Annotated in this window: 19 protein-coding genes; 10 read left to right on the top strand and 9 right to left on the bottom strand. The window is 70.0% G+C overall.

What is annotated here, in order from left to right:
- The first annotated feature begins 43 nt into the window (after window positions 1-43).
- The gene (locus AC5020_RS06590) at window positions 44-1,636 is read left to right on the top strand and encodes a GMC family oxidoreductase (RefSeq protein WP_464987660.1); all 1,593 of its coding nucleotides are present in this window, start codon (window positions 44-46) and stop codon (window positions 1,634-1,636) included.
- A gap of 146 nt (window positions 1,637-1,782) precedes the next feature.
- On the opposite strand, the gene betC is transcribed toward AC5020_RS06590, so the two are convergent.
- Together betC and AC5020_RS06580 are read right to left on the bottom strand one after the other, a co-directional pair.
- Window positions 1,783-3,348 carry a choline-sulfatase gene (gene betC, locus AC5020_RS06585; protein ID WP_464987659.1) on the bottom strand — a complete coding sequence of 522 codons (1,566 nt, stop codon included), beginning with the start codon at window positions 3,346-3,348 and terminating at the stop codon, window positions 1,783-1,785.
- Window positions 3,345-5,324, bottom strand: a complete 1,980-nt coding sequence (locus AC5020_RS06580) for a BCCT family transporter (RefSeq protein WP_464987658.1) — start codon at window positions 5,322-5,324, stop codon at window positions 3,345-3,347. Before AC5020_RS06580 ends, betC begins: the two co-directional genes overlap by 4 nt.
- Window positions 5,325-5,617: 293 nt before the next feature.
- Between AC5020_RS06580 and AC5020_RS06575 the strand changes: the two genes are divergently transcribed.
- The 3 genes from AC5020_RS06575 (at window position 5,618) to AC5020_RS06565 (ending at window position 8,467) form a co-directional block, all read left to right on the top strand.
- The gene (locus AC5020_RS06575; protein ID WP_464987657.1) at window positions 5,618-6,364 is read left to right on the top strand and encodes a helix-turn-helix domain-containing protein; all 747 of its coding nucleotides are present in this window, start codon (window positions 5,618-5,620) and stop codon (window positions 6,362-6,364) included.
- 136 nt (window positions 6,365-6,500) lie between these two features.
- The gene (locus AC5020_RS06570) at window positions 6,501-7,340 is read left to right on the top strand and encodes a VOC family protein (RefSeq protein WP_464987656.1); all 840 of its coding nucleotides are present in this window, start codon (window positions 6,501-6,503) and stop codon (window positions 7,338-7,340) included.
- Between the two features lie 20 nt (window positions 7,341-7,360).
- A complete protein-coding gene (locus tag AC5020_RS06565) occupies window positions 7,361-8,467 on the top strand; it encodes a serine hydrolase domain-containing protein (RefSeq protein ID WP_464987655.1) in 1,107 nt (368 codons plus the stop codon).
- An 18-nt stretch (window positions 8,468-8,485) separates the two neighbouring features.
- Here the strand turns inward: AC5020_RS06565 and pepE are convergent, their stop codons facing one another.
- Complete coding sequence (gene pepE, locus AC5020_RS06560) at window positions 8,486-9,223, bottom strand: dipeptidase PepE (protein ID WP_464987654.1); 738 nt, start codon at window positions 9,221-9,223, stop codon at window positions 8,486-8,488.
- Between the two features lie 27 nt (window positions 9,224-9,250).
- A complete protein-coding gene (locus tag AC5020_RS06555; RefSeq protein WP_464987653.1) occupies window positions 9,251-10,072 on the bottom strand; it encodes an IclR family transcriptional regulator in 822 nt (273 codons plus the stop codon).
- Between the two features lie 212 nt (window positions 10,073-10,284).
- On the opposite strand from AC5020_RS06555, the gene AC5020_RS06550 reads away from it, so the two are divergent.
- The 3 genes from AC5020_RS06550 to AC5020_RS06540 are packed head-to-tail and all read left to right on the top strand — an operon-like array spanning window position 10,285 to window position 13,612.
- Complete coding sequence (locus AC5020_RS06550) at window positions 10,285-11,925, top strand: OPT/YSL family transporter (protein ID WP_464987652.1); 1,641 nt, start codon at window positions 10,285-10,287, stop codon at window positions 11,923-11,925.
- The gene (locus tag AC5020_RS06545; protein WP_464987651.1) at window positions 11,922-12,647 is read left to right on the top strand and encodes an AroM family protein; all 726 of its coding nucleotides are present in this window, start codon (window positions 11,922-11,924) and stop codon (window positions 12,645-12,647) included. The genes AC5020_RS06550 and AC5020_RS06545 overlap by 4 nt, the downstream gene beginning before the upstream one ends.
- A 23-nt stretch (window positions 12,648-12,670) precedes the next feature.
- Complete coding sequence (locus tag AC5020_RS06540; protein ID WP_464987650.1) at window positions 12,671-13,612, top strand: DUF1177 domain-containing protein; 942 nt, start codon at window positions 12,671-12,673, stop codon at window positions 13,610-13,612.
- A gap of 39 nt (window positions 13,613-13,651) precedes the next feature.
- Here the strand turns inward: AC5020_RS06540 and AC5020_RS06535 are convergent, their stop codons facing one another.
- Together AC5020_RS06535 and AC5020_RS06530 are read right to left on the bottom strand one after the other, a co-directional pair.
- Window positions 13,652-13,861: a hypothetical protein gene (locus AC5020_RS06535; RefSeq protein ID WP_464987649.1), complete on the bottom strand. Its 210-nt coding sequence runs from the start codon at window positions 13,859-13,861 to the stop codon at window positions 13,652-13,654.
- A gap of 86 nt (window positions 13,862-13,947) precedes the next feature.
- Window positions 13,948-14,862: an NADP-dependent oxidoreductase gene (locus tag AC5020_RS06530; RefSeq protein ID WP_464987648.1), complete on the bottom strand. Its 915-nt coding sequence runs from the start codon at window positions 14,860-14,862 to the stop codon at window positions 13,948-13,950.
- A gap of 215 nt (window positions 14,863-15,077) precedes the next feature.
- Between AC5020_RS06530 and AC5020_RS06525 the strand changes: the two genes are divergently transcribed.
- A complete protein-coding gene (locus tag AC5020_RS06525) occupies window positions 15,078-17,651 on the top strand; it encodes a lamin tail domain-containing protein (RefSeq protein ID WP_464987647.1) in 2,574 nt (857 codons plus the stop codon).
- A 43-nt stretch (window positions 17,652-17,694) separates the two neighbouring features.
- Here AC5020_RS06525 and AC5020_RS06520 read toward each other — a convergent pair whose 3' ends face one another.
- Window positions 17,695-18,399 carry a TetR/AcrR family transcriptional regulator gene (locus AC5020_RS06520; RefSeq protein WP_464987646.1) on the bottom strand — a complete coding sequence of 235 codons (705 nt, stop codon included), beginning with the start codon at window positions 18,397-18,399 and terminating at the stop codon, window positions 17,695-17,697.
- 26 nt (window positions 18,400-18,425) lie between these two features.
- The gene (locus tag AC5020_RS06515; protein WP_464987645.1) at window positions 18,426-19,091 is read right to left on the bottom strand and encodes a hypothetical protein; all 666 of its coding nucleotides are present in this window, start codon (window positions 19,089-19,091) and stop codon (window positions 18,426-18,428) included.
- Window positions 19,092-19,320: 229 nt separating this feature from the next.
- Between AC5020_RS06515 and AC5020_RS06510 the strand changes: the two genes are divergently transcribed.
- The gene (locus AC5020_RS06510; RefSeq protein WP_377019425.1) at window positions 19,321-19,962 is read left to right on the top strand and encodes a TetR/AcrR family transcriptional regulator; all 642 of its coding nucleotides are present in this window, start codon (window positions 19,321-19,323) and stop codon (window positions 19,960-19,962) included.
- A 114-nt stretch (window positions 19,963-20,076) separates the two neighbouring features.
- Window positions 20,077-21,576, top strand: a complete 1,500-nt coding sequence (locus AC5020_RS06505) for an MDR family MFS transporter (protein ID WP_464987644.1) — start codon at window positions 20,077-20,079, stop codon at window positions 21,574-21,576.
- A 69-nt stretch (window positions 21,577-21,645) separates the two neighbouring features.
- Here the strand turns inward: AC5020_RS06505 and AC5020_RS06500 are convergent.
- A partial coding sequence (locus AC5020_RS06500) for a BCCT family transporter (RefSeq protein ID WP_464987643.1) occupies window positions 21,646-21,992 on the bottom strand: 347 nt, incomplete at its 5' end.

The raw sequence follows: 21,992 nt of genomic DNA, 5'->3' as shown, positions 1-21,992 counted from the left end.
CTGATCGACCCTCATTCTCACGGAACGACAGGAAGAAGACACGATGTCCGACCAGGACCTTCCCTCCGAGAACCCCGTCACCGAATATGACTACATCGTGGTCGGCGGCGGGTCCGCCGGCGCTGTGGTCGCCTCGCGGCTCAGCGAGGACCCCAGCCTCGAGGTCGCGCTCCTCGAAGCCGGTGACAATGACCTCGACCACGCCGAGGTGCTGGACCTCCAGCGCTGGCCCGAGCTGCTCGAATCCGGGCTCGACTGGGACTACCCGATCGAGCCGCAGGAGCACGGCAACTCCTTCATGCGCCATGCGCGCGCGAAGGTCCTGGGCGGGTGCTCCTCCCACAACTCCTGCATCGCCTTCTACCCCCCGGCCGAGGACATGGACCTGTGGGAGAAGCTGGGCGCCGACGGCTGGAACGCCGAGGCGATCCTGCCGCTGATCAAGCGATTGGAGACCAACAGCTCCCGCAGCGGCGAGGGGCACGGCACCGACGGTCCGGTCCACCTCATGGACGTTCCCCCGGAGGATCCGCTGGGGGCCGCACTGCTGGAGGCGTGCGAGCAGGCCGGCATCCCCACGGCGACCTTCAACGACTTCGAGACCGTGGTCAACGGGGCGAACTGGTTCCAGGTCAACCGCAGGGCCGACGGCACCCGGTCGTCGTCCTCGGTGTCCTACCTGCACCCGGTCATGGAGCGGGAGAACCTGCACATCCTCACCGGTCACCACGTGGCGCAGGTGCTCTTCGACGCCGACCAGCGGGCCACCGGGGTCGAGTACGTCGACAACGCCTTCGGCCGCTCCTCCGTGATGCACGCACGCCGCGAGGTGGTCCTCTCCGCCGGCGCGATCGACTCCCCGAAGCTGCTGATGCTCTCCGGCATCGGCCCGGCCGATCATCTGCGCGAGCTCGGCATCGAGGTGCGCGTGGACTCCCCCGGCGTCGGCTCGAACCTCCAGGACCACCCGGAAGCTGTGATCTCGTGGGAGTCCACGCAGAAGATGACGCGCGATACGACCCAGTGGTGGGAGATCGGGATCTTCACGCCCACCCAGGAGGGGCTGGACCTGCCGGATCTGATGATGCACTACGGCTCGGTGCCCTTCGACATGCACACCCGCCGGCAGGGCTACCCCACCTCCCCGGAGTCCTTCGCGCTGACTCCGAACATCACCCATGCCCGCTCCCGCGGCACGGTGCGGCTGCGCTCGATCGACTACCGGGACAAGCCCAAGGTCGACCCGCGCTACTTCACCGACGAGGACGGCCATGACATGGCCGTCGCCGTGGCCGGTATCCGCAAGGCCCGGGAGATCGTCTCCCAGCCCGGCATGGACGCCTTCCGCGGCCGCGAGCTCTACCCCGGTGAGGACGTCCAGAGCGACGAGGAGATCGCCGACTACGTCTCCCGCACCCACAACACCGTCTATCACCCGGCCGGCTCCTGCCGGATGGGCTCGGCCGACGACGACTCCTCACCACTGGATCCGCAGCTGCGGGTCAAGGGCGTCACGGGGCTGCGCGTGGTCGACGGCTCGGTGATGCCTCAGCTGGTCGCGGTGAACCCCAACATCACCACGATGCTGATCGGTGAGCGCGCCGCGGACCTGATCCGGAGCGCACAGGGCGCCTGACCCCCGCTCCCTCTCTCCCCGGGAGAACAGCCCAACGAACGAGATCCGCGACTTGTAGGGAATGGCTCGCTTATTCCCTACAAGTCGCGGATCTCGCTGGTCTGTCGGGCGTGCGCTGGTCCGTCGGGCGCGCTGCGGTCAGCAGCTCAGGAGGTCTCCTCCATGGGGACCGCGTCGCGGATCTGCCCGAACTGCAGGGCACCCCAGAAGTCGCCGCGCACGTAGCGCTGCGTGGGGTCGGGGACGAAGTCCCACGGGCGCGGGGTGCCGGTCTGCAGCGCCTCGGCCACGAGGCGCCGCCGTGCCTGGCTGGCCAGGACGGCCTCCTCGAGAGCGGCGAGATCGTACTGGTTCTCCAGCGCGCCGCGCAGCCGGCTGACGAGCTCGGTGTGCTCGGGTCGCTCGGCGACGTTGGTCAGCTCGTGCGGGTCGGCGACCAGGTCGAAGAGCTGATCGGGATCGCCCGGGCAGACCACGTACTTGTATTGACCCCGCACGAGGGTCAGTTGCGGGCGCAGCGTGCCCTCGGCGAGGTACTCGATCACCACGTCGCGGTCCTCGGGGCCGGCCTTCCCGTCGGCCTCGCGACGCGCGGATTCCAGCAGTGACATGCCCCGGCGCGCGGGGTCACGGCCCTCCCTGTCCTGGTCGCCGGGCGCACCGGCCAGGTCCAGCAGGGTCGGCATCAGGTCGAGCAGCGAGACCGGGTTCGCGTACCGGCCGCGCGGGACCAGGTGCTCGGGCCCGTAGACGATCATCGGCACGCGCGAGGACTCCTCGTACGGCGACATCTTGTACCACAGGCCCTTCTCGCCCAGCATGTCGCCGTGATCGCTGGTGACGATGATGACGGTGTTCTCGAGCAGCCCGAGGGTCTCCAGGCGCTCGCGGATCCGGCCCACGTGGTCGTCGATGTAGCTCACGGCGGCGTAGTAGGAGCGCCGGGCGCGCCGGACCTCGTCGAGGGTCGGCTCGCGCCGGTCGAATCCGCTCATCGCCCGCAGACGATGGCTGTGCGGGTCCTCGTCCGCGCTGGGCACCTGCGGGTGCGCGGGATCGGGGATGTCGACGTCCTCGAACCGGTCCCAGTGCTCCTGGGGCGGCTCGTACGGGTCGTGGGGATGGATGAAGCTGGTGACCATGAGGAAGGGGATGTCCTCCCCCGCGGCCTGGTTCGCGCGCACACGGTCGTTGAGGTGGCGCAGCGTATGGAAGCCCACCTCGTCGTCGAAGTCCTGCTGGACGGTGGCCTTCGAGACGCCCGCCGTGAAGACGGCGTCGGCGTCGTGATACCACTGCAGCCGGTCGCCGAGATCCCGCTGCCAGTCCGGGACCATGTCCAGGTCCGCCGGGTAGACGTCGGTGGTCAGTCGCTGCTCGAACCCGTGGTGCTGGTCGGGGCCGATGAAGTGCATGCGGCCGACCAACGCGGTGTGGTAGCCGGCGGCGCGCAGGTGGTGGGCGAACGTCGGCGTGGAGGCGCCGAAGTCGTCCCCGTTGTCGTAGCACCCGATGTCCGAGGGCATGCGGCCCGTCATCATCGATGCCCGCGAGGGAGCGCACAGCGGCGTATTGCAGTAGGCGCGGTCGAACACCGCTGCCTCCTGGGCGAGGGCGTCGATGTTCGGGGTCAGAGCCGCCTGGTCCCCGTAGGCGCCGAGCGCCTGCGCGGCCATCTGGTCGGCCTGGATGACGACGATGTTCGGTCTCATGGCGTGTCCTTTCGTGTGCTCGGGGTGGCAGTGACCTCGGGCGACACCGAGCCGGTGTCGTCCTCCTCGGTCTCGGGGGTCCAGCCGTCGGCCCACTCTCCGGTCTCGAAGTCGAAGCCGACGGGCTCGCCGTGCTCGTCGGTGCGCTGGTACCACTCGGTGTAATCCGCATGGGTGGAGTCGACCCCGGCGCCGGCGCCCTCCCCGGGCTCGGCCCGGACGACCTGCAAGCTGAAGTCGTCGTCGTACTTGTCCACGCCGTCCACGACCGCGTTGCTGACGGCGGCCTCCGCGTACTTCTGACGCAGGGTGTTCGGGTCCGTGCGCAGCTCACGGAACCACGCCACGACGATCAGGAGCATGACGACCGCGAAGGGCACGGCCGTGACGATCACCAGTGACTGCAGCCCCTGGAGCGCGGACTCGTTGCCCAGCAGCAGCATGACCACGGCGATGCCGGCCATCACCAGGCCCCAGAAGACGACCAGGACCTTGGGCGGGTTGGAGCTGCCTCGGGTGGTGAGGATGCCCATCACCACCGAGGCCGAATCGGCGGCGGTGATGAAGAAGATCGCCAGGATCGCCATGATCAGCAGCGGCATCACGCTGGCGAAGGGCAGGTTGTCCACGATCGAGAAGAGCACCTCGGGGGCGTTGACCTCTTCGATCACGCCCAGGCCGCCCTCGCGGTACATCGAGATGGCGGTCCCGCCCATGATCCCGTAGGCGACGAACAGCAGCGAGGACGGGATCAGGATGACGCCGAGGACGAACTGGCGGATGCTGCGGCCCCGGGAGATGCGGGCGATGAAGATGCCTACGAAGGGCGACCAGGAGATCCACCATGCCCAGTAGTACACGGTCCAGGCCGACTGGAAGTCGAGCGTCTCCTGGCCCCAGGAGGCCGAGCGGGCCATGAGGTGGAACAGCGAGCCCACGTACTCCATGATGGCCGAGGGCAGCAGGTTCAGCAGGAACAGCGTGGGACCGAGCAGGAACACCAGACCGGTGAAGCCGATGGTCAGCACGATGTTGAGGTTGGAGAGGTAGCGGATGCCGCGGGAGACGCCGGAGACGGCGGAGATCACGAACCCGACGGCGAGCACCGCGATGACCAGGAGCAGGGCAGTGTTGGTCAGCTCCGAGGCGCCGGAGACGATGACGACACCCTGACCGATCTGCAGGGCCGCGATACCGAGGGCCGCGGCGGTGCCGAACAGGGTCGCGATGATCGCGAAGGTGTCCACCAGCTGACCGGCCCAGCCCTCGGTGCGCCGCTTGCCGAACAGGTGCTGGAAGATCGAGGACATCAGCAGGGAGCGCCCGCGACGGTAGGCCGCATAGGCGACGGCTCCGCCGACCAGCGCGTACATCGCCCAGGCGTGGAAGCCCCAGTGGTAGTACGTCTGGGCCAGTGCGTAGTGCATGGCCTCGACGGACTCCGCCTCGTTCGTCAGCGGCGGCGGCGAGAGGAAGTAGGTCAGCGGCTCGGCCGGGCCCCAGAACATCACGCCGATGCCCAGGCCGGCGGCGAACAGCATCGCCACCCAGGAGAAGGTGGAGAACTCCGGCTTCTCCCCGTCCTTGCCCAGCGGGATCTTCCCGTACCGCGAGAGGCTGAGGATGATCATGGCGACCAGCACCACGGTGGCGACGGCGTTGAACAGCCACCCCAGGTGGCTCATCGTCCACGCGTACGCCGCGTTGGCGACGGTGCCGACGCTCGCCGGATCGACGATGCCCCAGATCACGAAGGCGACGGTGAGGATCCCGGCCACCCCGAAGACGATCTTGTCGACGTGGTAGATGCGGCGCTGGTCATCGATGCCGATGCCGGGCACCAGGGCTGGATGGATGTTGTGGGGATACTTCGGACGGGAATAGTCCAGGCTGGGCAGCCGGTCTCCGCCGCGCCGGTCGGTACGTCGTGACCCGGCGGGCCCTCTCCTGCCGGTGGCAGATTCGTCCTCGGTCATCACAGAGCTTCTCCGTTCGGGATGGCGGACTCCCCTGCACCGGGGCGGTCACGACCTCCGACGGATCGGACCAGCCGGCACCGGTGATCGGGTCCAGCATCACGCGGACCACGGGGAGTAGGGCTCTGCCACTGTAACCATGCGCTGGGCAGTCACGTACTGCCACCGTCATCCCGCCGTGCGGAGACCGGCCGGGCGGGAGCCGGCACCGAGGGACAGGGCCCACCGGCCACGTCCCCCGCAAGCGCTTTTCCCGCCTGCGACTGCCGTGTACAACGATTTAGACTCGGCGCGTGACCCAGACCACTGAACGGCAGGCGTCCGCGCCGTGGGACTCCGTGCTCGCTCTCGCGCGGCGGGAGGCCGCGACGCTGAAGGTCGCAGATCTCGCCAACGAGGCGGGCTACAGCCCCTTCCACTTCGCCCGGCGCTTCAGTGCTCACGTGGGCATCGGTCCCGGCCAGTACCTCATCGCTATGCGGATCGACGCCGCCAAGCGAATGCTGCTCGGCGCAGAGCACCCCGTGATCGACGTGGCCGCCGCCGTCGGGTTCGACTCCCTCTCCAGCTTCAGCCGGCGCTTCCGCCAGACCGTCGGGGTGCCGCCGGCCGAGCTCCGCCGCCTGGCGGAGCGGATCAGCGACCACCCGCCGCGCCCTTTCTCGCTGACTGCCCCCGACGAGCGGACCGTACGGATCCACCTCGACGTGCCGGAGGAGCTGAGCCGCCGCGGAGATGCCTCGATCTGGGTGGGCTGGTACGCGCACCCGGCACCCATCGGGCTGCCACGCTCGGGCGCGCTGACCTCCGGCGAGCAGTTCATCGACCTCCCGCTGTGCGACAGCGCCCCGTTCCTGCTCGGCTTCGCGGTGGCCCCTGACGCCGACCCACGCGCCCACCTGACGCCGTCGACCCCCGTCGTCGCCGCCCATCCACATCCGATCACCGCCGCCGGCGAGGTCACCCTGCGATTCCGGGCCCAGGAGGACGCGGTCGGGATCCCCCTGCTCTCGGCACTGCCGAGCCTGTGCCGACGGTGACAGCGCCCGGCCCGGCAGCATCAGAGGTGCGCAGGGCCGGATGTGCGCAGGATCGGACAAGACCAGACCCTCGCGAGCCTCTACTGTGAGCCACAGCACTGTCCGCCGCACTCCGCGACCCACCACTGGAGGAATCATGGCCCGCCCCACCGGAGACACGACCTGGCTCGATCTCGGCACGACGAAGCTCGAGGCGACCCTCACCTTCTACTCCGAACTCTTCGGCTGGACGTTCGAGGACACCGGCGAGGAGTTCGGTCACTACCACATGATCAGCAACGACGGTGCGCCCGTCGGCGGCCTCATGGACGTGGCGGGCATGCCGATGCCCGACGGGACACCGCTCGAGAGCGGCTGGGACGTCTACCTCGCCGTCGACGACGTCGACGCCCGCCTCGCCCGGGCCACCGAGAACGGGGCGAGCGTGTTCTCCCCGGCCATGGACATCGGCCCGCTCGGCCGCAGCGCGATGATCACCGACCCCACCGGCGCGCGCGTCGGCCTGTGGCAGGCGAACGAGTTCGAGGGCTTCGAGTTCACGGGCGCGCCCGGCTCGCCGGTGTGGTTCGAACTGATGACCCACGAGTTCGACGCGGCCCGCGAGTTCTACTCGACCCTGCTCGACATCCAGCTGGAGCCGATGGGCGAATCCATGGACGACGGAATGATGCGGTACCTCAACGCCGGCCCCATGGACAGCGCCACCTGGGGGCTCGGGGACAGCACGGCCTTCATGCCGAAGGAGGCCACGGGCTGGCGCGCCTACCTGGCCGTCGAGAGCGCGGACCCGGCGGCCGCGAAGGTCCAGGAGCTGGGAGGCTCCGTGCTGGACGGTCCGATCGACTCCCCGTTCGGCCGGATCGCCACCGTCGCCGACCCCGACGGCGCCACGTTCCAGATCTGCGCCATGTCGGAGGCCGTCGGTGAGAGCGCCGCCGCGGGTGAGCCCGAGGTCGGCGCGGCGACCGCGGGCTGATGACTCTGCCGAGTCGCCTCTTGGCCACTGACCTGAGCGAGCTGCTGTCCCGTCACGTCGAGTCCGGCACCATGCCCGGAGCTGTCGCCACGTGCGGCCATGACTACGAGCCGGTCGCCGTCGGCACCGATGCCCCGGGCGGGTCACCGTTGCGCACCGATGCCATCTTCCGCATCCAGTCGATGACGAAGATCGTCACCTCGGTGGCGGCGCTGCGCCTCGTCGAGGACGGCGTGCTCGGCCTGGACGACCCGGTCGCCGAGTGGATGCCGGAGCTGGCCGAGCCCCGCGTGCTCACCAGTGCGGAGGCAGCGCTGGCGGACACGGTGCCCGCCTCCCGCCCGATCACGCTGCGGCACCTGCTGACGAACCGGTCCGGCTACGGGATGATGACCACCGACTCGCCGCTGAAGCGCGCCATGGTCACCTCCCGGGTCGAGCCGGGCAACGAGCCGCTCGAGCTCGGTGCTCAGGAGTGGCTCGAGGCACTCACCGCCCTGCCCCTCGCCTTCCAGCCCGGCGACGGCTGGCGCTACCACGTCTCCTTCGGGGTGCTCGGCATCCAGCTCGGTCGCCTCACGGGGGAGAGAACCCAGGACGTGCTGCGGCGGACGGTGCTCGATCCGGCCGGAATGCCCGACACGAGTTTCACGGTGCCCCGCGACCAGGCCCACCGCCTGCTGCCTGCCTTCCGGCGCACCGAGCACGGTCTCGAGCAGATCGAGCCCGCCGGTGCCGGTTTCTATGCCGACCCGCCACCGTTCGGCGTCAGCCACTCCGAGCTGGTCTCGACTCTCTCTGACTTCCACGCGTTCTTGCGTGCGCTGCTGGACGGTGACCTGCTGGGCCCGGAGCTGCTGGGCGAGCTGCGGCGGGACCACGTGCCCGACTCGGTGAAGACCCCGGAGAGCTTCTTCCCCGGCTTCTGGGAGGGCAACGGCTGGGGCTACGGGGTCTCCGTGGTGACCGACGGCCCGCACCGGGGCCGCTTCGGCTGGTCCGGCGGGATGGGCACCGACTTCTTCGCCGATCCCGACGGCAGCGTCTGCATCGTCATGACCCAGGTGGAGATGGACGAGCAGATCTTCGCGCTGCTGGGCGAGCTGCAGGAGCTCGGCGGAACCTGAGTCGGCTCCACCGGGAACTCAGGCCGGGACGTCGAATCGCGGGGTCCCGGTGAGCAGGCCCGAGACATCTCCGCTGACCTCTTGCGGCCTGGCTCTCCGTTGCAGCACGCGGGCGGGCCCGGGGGCGTCGGACCGCACAGGACGGCCGCCGATGATCGCCGTGGACCCGTTCACGCGGAGCCAGGTGCCCTCGCGCAGGCAGAGAACCGTCGCGTCGTTGACCTCCAGGAACTCTTGGAGACGCTGTTCCCGGGTCTCGCCACGGTGTGTACTGCCCGGGTCTGCATCGAGATAGTGCGGATTCAGCTGGAACGGCACGAGGGCGAGCGCATCGAAGGATCGCGGCCGGGTGATCGGCATATCGTTCGTCGTGCGTATGCTGGGGCCAGCCAGATTCGTGCCGGCACTGGCGCCCATGTAGGGCATACCTTCGTGCACGCGGGTCCGCAGCGCCTGGAGCCCCTCGATGTCCTCGAGCGCCGCCAGCAGCCGGAAGGTGTTGCCGCCGCCGACGAAGACGGCCTTGGCGGCGCGCAGCTCGGCCAGTGGGTCATCGGCCTCGTGCAGTCCGCGCACCCTGATGCCGAGCGGAGCCAGCGCCGCCGAGACCTTCGCCGTGTACGCGTCGTGATCGGCCAGCGCATACGGCACGAATGTCAGCTCGGCGCCGCCGATGTGCTCCCCGACGACGTCCCGGGCATGCTCGAGGTACCCGGAGTCGTGGTTGGTCGAGTTCGACAGCAGCAGCAGATGCATAGGTCCTTCCGATCGGTGTTCGGATGCTCACGAGACTCGACGAGTCCCGGGAGGGCGTCCCGGCGCTCCGCGGTGGCTCGCCAGCAGATCGGCGAGCGCCTTGGTCGCCTCCAGCAGTGCCGGGACCTGGTCACGCAGCTCATCGTCGTAGCGGTACGCCTTCGGTTCGATCACCGACACAGATCCGATCGGGGTCGCGTCGATGCTCACCGGGGCGGCGATCGCCCGAGTGGTGGAGTCGAACTCTCCCTCGGAGTACGCCCACCCCGCGCGATAGGTCTCGACAAGAAGGCGCTCCAGGGCCGACTCGTCGACCTCGGTGAGGTCCGTGTAGCGGGCGAACGGGCGGCCACTGAGCATGTTGCGCCGCACCAGCGGATCGAGGAAGGCGAAGTAGGCGCGGGAGGTGGCACCGGCGTGCGCCGGGTACAGGTCCCCGACCAGGGGATGGGAGCGGACCGGTCCCGAATCTCCGTCAACGGCCGCGATGCAGCGCACGTGATAACCATCCGGGATCGTGAACGACGCGGTGCGCCCCGTGGTGCGCGCGAGGTCTTCCAGCACGGTCTCGGCCAGACGCGCGAGTCCGCCGCCGCGCTCCCACAGCGCGGCCATGTGCCACATCGCGGGTCCGAGGCTGTACCGACGGGAGATGGGGTCGGCGATCAGGAAGCCTCGTGCGGCCAGTGCCGCGAGCAAGCGCTGACTGGTCGACTTGTTCAGCCCGAACTCCTCGGCGAGCTCGACCACTCCCCACTCGCGGCGGGTCTCGCTGAACGAGAGCAGGATCTGCAGTGCACGGTCGACCGTCTGCAACGGCGCCCGCGAGCCCGTATCGGTGTCCTCCATGACGCCCTTTCTGCTCTGCTCGTGGCCCCTTCAGGCCCAGAGGACCAGTAGTACCCGATCAACGCCGGTCCCCCGTATTCAGACCAATCTGCGTTCCCAGACTGTAACTGGCAGACCCATATATCGGGAAGTCGTTGCGCCAGTGGCCGCCGAGGGTCGAGGGTAGGCCGACATCGCGCCACCCGGCGCTCAGCACGTCGAGAGGCTCTCGCATGTCCGCAGCACCCCCGGCACCGGAGGAGACCATCACCGGGATTCAGCATCCTCGCGCCTTCGCCCCCGCGACGGCCGCGATCACGCTGCTGGTCGGGCTGCTCGGGGCTGCGATCGGCATCCACATGATCACGACGCTCGGCGTCTCCCCCAACACGAGCGTGATCGGCGCCGTCATCGCCATGCTGATCGGGCGGCTCGGGTTCGCGGGGCTGCACCGCATGCGGGACGTCAACCGCCAGAACCTGGTGCAGTCGTCCATCTCCGGAGCAACCTTCGCCGCTGCGAACTCCCTCCTGACCCCGATGGCGATCCCGTTCCTGTTCGGTCGTCCCGACCTGGTGTGGCCGATGCTGCTGGGGGCGAGCCTGGGACTCGCGATCGATGTGTTCGTGCTCTACCGCGCCTACGGGTCACGGTTCTTCCCGGCGAACGCGGCCTGGCCGCCCGGAGTGGCGGCCGCGGAGACGATCAAGGCCGGTGACCAGGGCGGGAAACAGGCGGCCGTGCTGATCGGTGGTGGTGTCGTCGGCTTCGGCGCCTCCATGGCCGGGCTGCCGATGTCCGCGGCGGGAATCGCCATGATCGGCAACATGTGGGCCCTGCTGATGTTCGCCGCCGGTCTGCTCATCGCTCAGTACACCCCGGGACTGTTCGACGTCGATCTCGGCGCGCTGTACGTCCCGCACGGAGTCATGGTCGGCGCCGGCATCGTCGCCCTCGTCCAGATCGGCGTCATCATGTTCGGCCGCCCCACAGCGCGGCAGAGGTCCGAGACGGCTGCCCTCGAGACCGCCGCGGAGTCGGATCCCTCGCTCGCCCCGACCGTGACGGACAGGGCGCTGCGCCGCGCCCTGAGCTCCGGGTTCGCACTGTTCCTGCTGGGCGGGCTGGCACTGGCCGTCGCCGGCGGGATGTGGGCCGATCTCCCGTGGTGGGGCATCATCGCCTTCGCCCTGTTCGCAGCCGTCGCGGCGATCGTGCACGAGCTCATCGTGGGGCTGGCCGCGATGCATGCCGGATGGTTCCCGGCGTTCGCGGTCACGCTGATCTTCCTCATCCTGGGCCTCGCCCTGCAGTTCCCGACGGTGCCGCTGGCGCTGCTGATCGGCTACTGCGCCTCCACCGGTCCCGCCTTCGCTGACATGGGATACGACTTCAAGGCCGGATGGGTCCTGCGGCGTGACCGTCGCCCGTACACCGCGTTCGAGCTCGAGGGCCGTCGCGAGCAGCTCAAGGCCTCGATCCTTGGCTTCGCCATGGCCATCGGCCTGGTCGCCCTCGTGTGGCAGGACCTCTTCGCCTCCGGCGCCGTGCCTCCTACCTCCCAGGTCTACGCGGACACCATCACCGCCGGTCTCAGCGATCCCTCGGTGCTGCTGAATCTCCTGCTGTGGGCGATCCCCGGTGCCATCGTGCAGATCCTCGGCGGGCCCGGACGCCAGATGGGCGTGCTCCTGGCCACCGGTCTGCTGGTCGCGACGCCCAACGCCGGCTGGCTGGTCCTGATCGCCCTGGCCGCCCGGAGCCTGTGGCAGCGCTGGCGAGGTGCCGAGGGCGAGCAGGAGGTCGCGCTGGTCGGTGCGGGCCTGATCGCCGGTGACTCCGTGAACTCCGTGGGGAAGATGATCTGGCGATGAGCCCGGCCCCGACACGACTCGGTGTGGTCACGATCGGCCAATCCCCTCGGACCGACCTCACCCCCGAGCTGGCAGGCCTTCTGCCCGGCGTGGAGCTGCTAGAGCGCGGGGTGCTCGACGGACTCGATGCCCGGCAGATCGTCCAGCTGCGGCCCACCCCGGACGACCACACCCTGACGACCCGGCTCGCGGACGGCGGCTCCGCGGTCGTCGGCGAGCGGGCCGTGATGCAGCGACTGCCGGACCTGCTCGCAGAGCTCGAGCAGGTCGTCGATGCCACTCTCCTGGCATGCACCGGCACCTTCCCGCCGCTCGTGCACGAGGCACCTCTGCTCGTCCCGGATCGGATCATCACCCATGCTGTCGCAGCTGCCGCACCGCCCGAGCGACCGGTCGGGGTGATCTGCCCGCTCATCGAGCAGGTGCGCGATACGCGAGGGAAGTTCGCTGCGGTGCTCGGCGAGCACGTGGAGATCCTCGTCGAGCCCAGTTCCCCCTACACCGGTGATGAAGCGGGCCTCCGCGCCGCGGCCCATCGACTCAGGGCCGGCGGCGCCTCTCTGATCGCCCTGGACTGCTTCGGCTACACGGCGGCGATGCGCCGCGCCGTCGCTGACGAGACGGGGCTGCCCGTGATCGTGGCCCGCTCGGCCGCAGCGCGTCTTGCCGCGGAGATGCTCGGGGCCAGTCCGGTTCCCGGCTCCTGCGACCCCTTCCCCTGACCACGACCCGAAAGAGAGATCCCATGTCCTACAGCCACCTGATCGCCGCCTACGATCTGCTCGATGATCCCGCCGTGCACGGCGACGCCGTCGCCGAATACCTCCGCGCGCTCTCTCCTGATGCCGATCTCGACGTGGAGACTGTCGCGGGCACCGGCGGCTCGACCGACTTCCTGCGCGTGAGGATCCCCGGCAGCTCGGGCAAGCGGTCCGGAGGGGATGCGCCCACTCTGGGCATCCTGGGACGGCTGGGCGGGCTCGGGGCCAGGCCCGAGCAGATCGGTTTCGTCAGCGACGGAGACGGAGCACTCGCTGCGGTCACGATCGCCGCGAAACTTCTGTCGATGGCCGAGCGTGGCGAGCACCTCCCCGGCGACGTCATCGTGGCCACGCACATCGATCCCGATGCTCCCACGCAGCCTCACGATCCGGTGCCTTTCATGGGCTCCGTCATCGAGCAGGACGTCTCCAACAAACATGAGGTCAGCGCGGAGATGGACGCGATCATCTCGATCGACACCACCAAGGGCAACCGAGTGTGCAACCACAAGGGCATCGCCATCACCCCGACGATCGCCGACGGCTGGATCCTGCGGGTCTCGGAGAGCCTGCTGGACATCGCCTCACGCACAACCGGTCGCCTGCCCGCCGTCATGCCCATCACGATGCAGGACATCACCCCGTACGGGAACGACGTCTACCACGTGAACTCGATCGTCCAGCCGTGCACCGCGACCGCCGCCCCGGTGGTCGGCGTCGCCATCGTCACCGAGTCGACCGTCCCCGGTTCGGCCACCGGGGCGACAGATCTGCACGACGTCGACCAGGCCGTCCGCTTCGCCATCGAGACCGCGAAGGATTTCGGTCGCGGAGTCGCGGCTTTCCACGATCACGCCGAGGTCGCTCGACTGACGAGCCTCTACGGAAGCATGTCCGTTCTGCGCACCCAGGGCAGCGAGATCTGAGCCGGGACGGCGAAGCGAACATCCACATTCGGAGCGCTCTCAGCCGTTCTTCGGGTCGCCCCTCTGCTCCACCAAGGCGCCCGTGTTCTGCGCCGTGCGCACCACGGCCACTCTGAACTCGAGCGCGTGACGCATCACCACTGTGGCGACCACCGAGGGGATCCAGCCCAGCAGGATGGCGACGACCAGCGGCCACACGACGAAGGACGGCTCGCAACCCTCCGCTGCCTCCCCGTCGCCGCACGACATCGCCCGGCGGCCTCGGATGGGCCGCCGGGCTGTGTCCACGGTGTCGCCGCCCCCGCGAGGCCTCGCCTCGGCGGGCGGCGTCGACGTCAGCGGGTGGCGTCGATGATGAGCTTGCCGTTCGCCGAACCGTTCTTGCTGATCTCCAGGGCGTCGGCCGCGTCGGCGAGCGCGAAGGTGCGGTCGATCTCGACGCTCAGGGTGCCGGCGGCGACCTTCTCCAGCAGCGTGCGCAGACGCTGCCCATCCGGCCGCACCCACACCCAGTGGCCGCCCTTCTCCTCGACCGAGGGATCGGCGACCGAGACATGGCGTCCTCCGTCGGCCAGCACGGCGAGGGTGTCCTCGCGGACCCCGCCCACGAAGTCGGCGACAGCGGTGACGCCGTCGGGCGCGACCTCGCGGACCCGCTCGACGAGGCCGTCCCCGTAGGTCACCGGGGTCACGCCGATCGCGCGGAGCTTGTCGTGGTTCTTCTCGGAGGCGGTGCCGATCACGGTGGCGCCGATCTCTCGGGCCAGCTGCGCCGCGGAGTAGCCGACCCCGCCGGAGGCGGCATGGATCAGCAGGGTGTCCTCAGCGGTCAGCTCCAGCGTCTCCAGCGAGCGCAGTGCGGTCAGGCCTGCCAGCGGCAGCCCGGCGGCGGCCTCGTCGTCGACCTCGTCCGGGATCGCGGCCACCGAGGTGGCGGGCAGCGTCACGTACTCGGCGTAGGTGCCGCCGTAGACGGCATCCTTGCGCCCGTAAGAGGCGACGCGGTCACCGGGGGCGAATTCGGGAGTGTCCGGGCCGACGGCCTCGACCACGCCGGCCACGTCCCAGCCGGGGATGACCGGGAAGAAGACATCCATCATCTGGTCGAGCCCGCCGGCCATCAGCTTCCAGTCCACGGGGTTGACCGAGGCCCGCTGGACCCGGATCAGCACGGTGCCCGGGCTGACCTTCGGGGTGGGCTGCTCGGTGAGCTCCAGGGTGCTGGGGTCTCCGTACTCGGGGTAAGTCATAGCGCGCATATCCGGGACAACACGCGACGCGCCGCGAACATTCCCGTGGCGACCACCCGGTCCGTGACGGCCGCCCGGCCCCGGTCGGCGCGGACCGCCTGCCCCGTCGGCCCCGTCGGCCCGTCCGCTGTCGGTCACGCCCAGGACGCTCTGCGTTCACCTGGCAGTGATCGTATGTCCAGGTCGCCCAGTACATCCCGATCCGAGGAGCGCCCTTGCGCCGCTGTCCCCGCCCTGTCCTGCGCCTCTCCGCGCTCGCTCTCGCCGCTCCCCTGTTTGCGGTTCCCGCCGCTCTGGGTATCGGCCTCGCCCCGGCGCTCGCCGCCCCGGCAGACGACGTGCGCATCAGCGAGGTCGAGTCCAGCGGCGACGGCCCCGACTGGGTCGAGCTGGTCAACAGCGGCTCCGAGCCCATCGATCTCTCCGGGTGGCACCTGCGCGATGACAAGGACGACCGCGACTGGACCGTTCCGGAGGGAACCACCATCGCCCCTGGTGCGCATCTGGTGCTCGAGAGCGAGGAGACCGACGGCGACGGAGGCTTCGACTTCGGGCTGGGGAAGTCCGACCAGGCGCGTTTGTACCTGCCCGACGGCACGACCGAGGTGGACTCCGTGGCGTGGGATTCTCACGCCGAGACCACGTACATCGTCATCGACGGAGAGCTCGTCGTGGCCGAGGAGGTCACCCCGGGCGCCGAGAACTCGGGCCCGATGCCCGAGGATGAGCCCACCGAGCCCGCAGAGCCCGTTCCCGGCGAGGGCTCCGTGGTGATCAACGAGGTCGTCTCCAACGGCGGCGATCCCGACGACTGGGTCGAGCTGACCAACACCGGCTCCGAGTCGGTGGATCTCAGCGGCTGGTACCTGCTGGACGACGACGACACCAAGGAGCCCTCGGTGTTCACCGACGGCACCGTGATCGAACCCGGCGAGTACGTGGTCGTCGACCGCGACGAGCTGGGCTTCGGACTGGGCAAGGGCGACATGGCCCGGCTGTTCGCCCCTACCGGCACCCTGGTCGATACGGCCGACTGGGCGGACGACACGCACGCCAAGCCCTCCCTGCAGCGCTGCGCCGACGGCACGGGGGCGTTCGAGCTCAGCATGCTCCCCACCAAGGGCGCCGCCAACAACTGCGCGGCCCCGGTGGTCATCAACGAGACCGCCTCCCAGGGCGAGGACTTCGTCGAGCTGCGCAACACCGGTGATGAGCCGGCAGACCTCGGCGGATACGTCGTCCGCGATGACGACGACGAGCACACCTACGAGATCCCGGCCGGGACCACGCTCGAGCCCGGCGCGCTGCTGCTGATCACCGGCGACGAACTGGGCTTCGGGCTGGGAGGAGAGGACGCGGCGCGCCTGTTCGCTCCGGACGGCGCGCAGCTCGGCGAGACCTCCTGGAGCGAGCACGTCTCCCCCAGCAACGGCCTGTGCGAGGACGAGTATGTCCCCCAGGCGAGCGCGACCCCGGGCGAGCCGAACGACTGCGCCGAGCCCGAGCCTGCCGCGGAGCTGCCCACCAGCGGTGAGGTCGCCGTGCTGGATGACGAGGCCGCATGGGGCGAGGACCTCTCCGGGCTTGACGCCGCGATGATCGACGGTGAGATGGTGCTGTGGGCGACGAACAACGATGCCGGCCAGATCTCCCGGCTCGTCGAGAACGCCGACGGCACGTTCGCACCCTCCGAGGGCTGGCCCGCGGGCGGCATCCCCACGCGCTTCCCGGACGGCACCGGCACGCCGGACGGCGAGGGCATCTCCTACGGCGAGGACGGCAAGCTCTACCAGTCCATCGAGCGCGACAACGACACCGGCGGCACCAGCCACAACGCCGTGCTGCGCTACGACCCGGCCGCGGCCGAGGGGGCCGACGAACTGGTCGCCGAGGCCGAATGGGACCTCACCGCACTGCTGCCGGAGACGGCGGCGAACGCAGGCCTCGAGGCGATCGAGGTCGCACCGGCCAGTGCCCTGGACAACCTCGGCGGCGAGGTCCCCGCCGGCGCCGAGGCCTACGCCTTCGTGGCGCTCGAGGCGACGGGCGAGGTGTACGCCCTCGCGCTCATGCCCGGCGGGTCCGCCGAGCTCGTCGCCACGCTCCCCTCCCCCTTCGACGGCGTGATGGCGCTGGATCTGCAGGGATCGACCGGGACGCTGCGCGCCTTCTGCGACGAGGCCTGCGAGGGCGAATCGGTCAGCTACGACCTCACGGCCGGTGAGGTCACCGCCTCCGAGCGCACCGCCCGTCCCGCCGGGATGGACAACATCGCCAACGAGGGCGTGGCCCTCGCCCCGCTGGAGACCTGCGCCGACGGTGCCCTGGCGATCTACTACGCCGATGACGCGGACACCGACGGCCACTCGCTGCGCGCAGCCGAGCTGACCGGGCTGGACTGCTCTGCGGGCGAGGCCACCGACCCGGGCACGGAACCGGGTACGGAACTCGACGGAGGCACGGATCCGGGAACCGGCGACGACACCGACGCAGGCACCGGCGACCCGGGGACCGGCACCGGGGACGGCGCAGACGCGGGGCAGGACCCGGCACCGTCCGCCGGCAGCGAGAGCGAGCCCGCCGGCGGCGAGAGCGACCCGGCCGGTGACGGCACGGTCACCGTGACCGTCCCGGGCTCCTCGGATCCCCGCACCGTCGCCGTCGGCTCCGGTCCCTCGGCAGAGGGAACGCTCGCCCGTACGGGCACGGAAGCGGCCGGCGTGGCGGCTCTGGCCCTCGTGGCTCTGGGCGCCGGCTTCTGGATGCTGCGCCGCAGCCGCCAGAGCTGACCGACCCGGGCGTCGCCGGCGAGAGCAGACTGCGGAGAGCGGCTCAGCGGCGCGGCGAGGACCATCCGGCGTCGCGGAGCCGCTCGACGGCGTCCAGCAGCAGATCCAGGGCGAATTCGAACTCGAACTGCTCGTCGCACCCCGCATCGAGCCGGGAGAGGTCGTCACCGACCGCAGCGAGGGCCACGGCTGCGATGCTCGGATACTGCCGGGCCATTCGATCGACCATCTGCGCTCGCGCCTCGGGGTCCGGCGGCGGGGTCGCCGCGTCCGGGACGCCCGGAGCGTCGAAGGCCTCGGGGCTGAAGCCCCAGATGCGGTGCCCCAGGGCATGCATGGCGTGGTGGGTGAGGTCCGGGGAGAACCCTCCGGCGAGGAACGCTCCGGTCACGCGCTCCATGTGCTCGAGCACGGCGGGGGTGCGCCGGGTGCGGGTCTCGATCAGCGTCCGCAGCCAGGGATGGGCGAGGACCAGCTCCCGCGCGGCGAGGACCGTGTGCCGCACCCGGGCCTTCCACGCCAGGGACGGATCCGACGGGGCGATGCTCGACACCAGCTCGTCGACCATCCCGTCCCGGAGATCCTCCTTGCCCTCGACGTGCTTGTACAGCGCCATCGGGACCACGCCGAGACGTGCCGCCAGCTTGCGCATGGTGACCGCTGCGAGCCCGTCCTCGTCGGCCAGTGCCACCGCTTCGCGCAGTGCGCGCCCTCGCGTGACGGGGGTACGTCCGTCGGCCGGTGCCATGTCCCTCCTCGAATCGGGTCGGAGGGTCAGACTACGGCGGCTTCCGAGCGCGGACTCGAGTCCGTCCGACCGCGGCGCGGCCGCCAGGTGAAGCCGAGGCCGATCAGGGCGAGCGCGAACGGGAGCGCTGCGAATCGATGCAGCTCATGCGGCAGGAACGAGGTCGCCAGCGGAACCAGCGCGCCGAGCCCGATGAGCACGGCCACCCAGCGCGGCTGGACCCGGGAGCGCCACAGGCCGACGCCGAAGAGCACGCCTCCGCCCATGAACAGCACACCGGAGAGCGGCCCCAGTGCCGTGAGTGCCCCGAGATCCCCGGTGACCTCCCCGCCTCCGGCGAGTGCGATGAAGTCGGTGGTGAAGCCGGGAGCGTCCTCCGCGGTGACGGGAAGCACGAGGGCCTCGACGAACGTGACCATCGCGGTCAGGAGATAGAAGGCGGCCAGCAGCAGGCATCCGGCCAGGCCCGGTACGCCGGACCGGCGGGTCTGACGGAGATAGGCGCCGCTGACACCGGTGAGCCCGAGAATCGCCATGGCCAGGGTCAGCGCGGCCACGAGAGCCCAGGCCGGCGTGGTGACGCTGGCCAGCTCATCGGGCGGATGGATGAACTGGATCGCGGCGAACAGAGTGCCGGCGGCGACGGCCGCGATCGCCGCGGCCGCCTGAAGGGCGAGAGGTTCGATACGCATGGCATGCTCCCGATCAGAGGTGTACGGCGTACACCTCGAGCCTAGGTGTACACCGTACACCGGTCAAGGGTCGAGCACGGCCTGAGGGGCGTTCAGCTGCGGGCACGGCCCGGCGTCCGCCGACCCCTCGCACGCGGCCGCACCGCCGCCACCCCGAACCCCGACGCGATGAGGCGCACACACGACGAACCTTGCATGCCGTGCAAACTTGCACGTACTGTAAAAATCAATGAGGAACTCGGACGCAGCACAGGAAGCCGTGGGACGGCGCGAGCAGAAGAAGCTCGAGACCCGTCAGGCGCTCAAGGACAGCGCCCTGGATCTCGCGCTCGAGCACGGGATCGAGGCGCTGACGGTCGAAGCGATCAGCGAGGCCGTCATGGTGGCTCCGCGGACGTTCTTCAACTACTTCGCCCGCAAGGAGGACGCCCTGGTCGCCGAACCGGCGGTGCCCGTGGACGAGATCCAGCGGATGCTGCTGGAGCGCCCCTCCGAGGAGTCGCCGCTGCAGGCGCTGCGCGTCGTGCTCGCCCAGTGCGACTTCTTCGGGACGAATCACATGGGTCGCCGACGGGCGCTGGCGCGCAAGAAGCTGGTCCAGGAGCACCCGCCCCTGATGGCCCGCCAGCTCACGCACTACGCCTGGGTCGAACGAGCCCTTGCCGAGGCCCTCGCCGAGAGGCTCGGGACCGACCCCGGACCCGACCTCCGCCCGGACCTGCTCGCGGCGATCGCCGTCAGCACGCTGCGGGTGGCGATGCGCCGCTGGAGCACCGACGGGGAGCAGAGCCTGGAACGCCAGATCGACAAAGGCTTCGCGCTCCTCGAACAGGGCGATCTGCTGGGAGCACAGCCCTCCCCCGCCCACTGATCACCCAGCCCGCGGACGACGGACGACGGACGACGGACGACGGACGACGACACACCCTGCACCATCCCGGCCGGCGCACGAACCGACCGCACCAGACCTGGAGGAGACCTTCGCGTGACCACTGAGACAGAGAAGAGCAGCAGGCCGGCCCCGCCAGGGGCGGGCACTGACACCGGATCCGCGACGCCGAGCACGGTCAACCGCAACGCCGTCCTGGCGGTGCTGGTCTCCGGCGCGTTCGTCGTCATCCTGAACCAGACGCTGCTGAATACCGCGCTGCCGGCGTTCATGCGCGACTTCGGCATCACCGCGGTCTCCGCACAGTGGGTGACCACGACGTTCATGCTGGTCAACGGGATCATGATCCCGGTCACCGCGTTCCTGGTCCAGAAGTACACCACCCGCACCCTGTTCTTCGCCGCGATGGGGCTGTTCACCGTGGGCACCCTGCTGTGCGCCGTGGCGCCGGCCTTCGGCATCCTGCTGGTGGGCCGCGTGATCCAGGCGGCCGGCGGCGGCATCATCATGCCGCTGATGCAGAACATCCTGTTCGTCGTCTTCCCGATCGAGAAGCGCGGCACGGCGATGGGGACCTTCGGCCTGGTGATCGCCTTCGCCCCGGCGATCGGCCCGAGCCTGTCCGGCTGGATCGTCGATCATCTGCCCTGGCAGACCCTGTTCCTGATGATGCTGCCCATCGCCGTCATCGACATGATCGTCGCCCACTTCATCCTCAAGAACGTCACCGAGCGCACCTTCCCGACCCTGGACGTGCTCTCGGTCATCCTGTCCACGGTCGGATTCGGTGGTCTGCTGTTCGGCCTCGGCAACGCCGGCAACACCAGCTGGACCAGCCCCGAGGCGATCGTGCCGCTGGCCGTCGGCGCCCTCGCCCTGGCGTGGTTCATCCGGCGCCAGCTGCGCCTGGACGAGCCGCTCCTCGAGTTCCGGGTGCTGCGCTACCGCATCTTCACCCTCGGCACCGCGCTGGGCATGATCGTGTTCATCGCGATGATCGGCGGCATGCTGCTGATCCCGCTGTTCATGCAGAACATGGCCGGGCACTCGGCGGTCTCCTCCGGCCTCGTGCTCCTGCCCGGCGCCGTCGTGATGGGACTGATGTCCCCGGTCACCGGGCGCATCTTCGACCGGTTCGGGGCGAAGTGGCTCGCCATCCCCGGCTTCTCGCTGGTCGCGATCTCCACGTTCATGCTCGCCACGCTGACCCCGGAGACCTCGTTCGCCTACATCGCGATCGTCAACAGCGTGCGCATGCTGGGTACGGCCATGGTGATCATGCCGGTCACCACGGCGGCACTGAACCAGCTCCCCCCGCACCTCATCCCGCACGGCACAGCACTGAACAACACGCTGCGACAGATCGCCGCCTCGGTGGGCACCGCCGTGCTGGTGACCGTGATGTCGGCGGCGGCGCGCGATCCCGAGAAGTACGGTATGGCCGGCGCGGTCCACGGCGTCAATGTCGCCTTCATCGTGGCCGGAGTGGTCGCCGCTCTCGGCATCGTCGGCGCGTTCTTCCTCCGGGATGCGCGCTCGCGCAGGTCCGAGGCCGGCCCGTCGTCCCCCGCGGAGGAGGAGCCCGCTGCGAGCTGAACGCGGCCGAGCGCACCACAGCTGGTCCGTCGGGCCCGTCGCGGGGCGGCGGGCCCGACGGCGCCGCGCTCACGGGCGCGTCACTGCCCCCGGCTGCGATCCGTCGGGCCGCCTGCGGTCGCGCCACAGCATCATGACCAGGGAGATTCCGAGGCCGAGCAGAATGAGTGTGAAGGGCGCCGCGGCGATGACCGCGGCGCTGCGCAGATCGTCCTGCCCTCCGCTGAGCAGCAGCACCGCGGCGAAGGCCGCCCCGAACGACCACATCAGCCGCACCGGTCGCGGCGGCTTCAGCCCGCCCCCGGTGGTGGTGCTGCCGAGCATGAACGAGGCCGAGTCCGCTGAGGTGATGAACAGCAGTGCCAGGACCGGGACCAGCAGCGCGAGGACGAGTCCCGTCAGCGGCAGCGTGTCGA

The sequence above is a fragment of the Brachybacterium sp. SYSU DS0246 genome, assembly GCF_059391765.1.
Note: the sequence above shows the minus strand (reverse complement) of the source record. Positions and strands in the feature narration are given on the sequence as shown.

Excerpts from the sequence above, each read along its gene's own strand:
- AC5020_RS06550 (WP_464987652.1), top strand. The coding sequence starts at position 10,285 with ATGTCCGCAGCACCCCCGGCACCGGAGGAGACCATCACCGGGATTCAG.
- AC5020_RS06530 (WP_464987648.1), bottom strand. The coding sequence starts at position 14,862 with ATGACTTACCCCGAGTACGGAGACCCCAGCACCCTGGAGCTCACCGAG.
- AC5020_RS06510 (WP_377019425.1), top strand. The coding sequence starts at position 19,321 with ATGAGGAACTCGGACGCAGCACAGGAAGCCGTGGGACGGCGCGAGCAG.
- AC5020_RS06555 (WP_464987653.1), bottom strand. The coding sequence starts at position 10,072 with ATGGAGGACACCGATACGGGCTCGCGGGCGCCGTTGCAGACGGTCGAC.
- AC5020_RS06515 (WP_464987645.1), bottom strand. The coding sequence starts at position 19,091 with ATGCGTATCGAACCTCTCGCCCTTCAGGCGGCCGCGGCGATCGCGGCC.
- AC5020_RS06520 (WP_464987646.1), bottom strand. The coding sequence starts at position 18,399 with ATGGCACCGGCCGACGGACGTACCCCCGTCACGCGAGGGCGCGCACTG.
- AC5020_RS06540 (WP_464987650.1), top strand. The coding sequence starts at position 12,671 with ATGTCCTACAGCCACCTGATCGCCGCCTACGATCTGCTCGATGATCCC.
- AC5020_RS06545 (WP_464987651.1), top strand. The coding sequence starts at position 11,922 with ATGAGCCCGGCCCCGACACGACTCGGTGTGGTCACGATCGGCCAATCC.
- AC5020_RS06570 (WP_464987656.1), top strand. The coding sequence starts at position 6,501 with ATGGCCCGCCCCACCGGAGACACGACCTGGCTCGATCTCGGCACGACG.
- AC5020_RS06590 (WP_464987660.1), top strand. The coding sequence starts at position 44 with ATGTCCGACCAGGACCTTCCCTCCGAGAACCCCGTCACCGAATATGAC.
- AC5020_RS06580 (WP_464987658.1), bottom strand. The coding sequence starts at position 5,324 with ATGACCGAGGACGAATCTGCCACCGGCAGGAGAGGGCCCGCCGGGTCA.
- pepE (WP_464987654.1), bottom strand. The coding sequence starts at position 9,223 with ATGCATCTGCTGCTGCTGTCGAACTCGACCAACCACGACTCCGGGTAC.
- betC (WP_464987659.1), bottom strand. The coding sequence starts at position 3,348 with ATGAGACCGAACATCGTCGTCATCCAGGCCGACCAGATGGCCGCGCAG.
- AC5020_RS06535 (WP_464987649.1), bottom strand. The coding sequence starts at position 13,861 with ATGTCGTGCGGCGACGGGGAGGCAGCGGAGGGTTGCGAGCCGTCCTTC.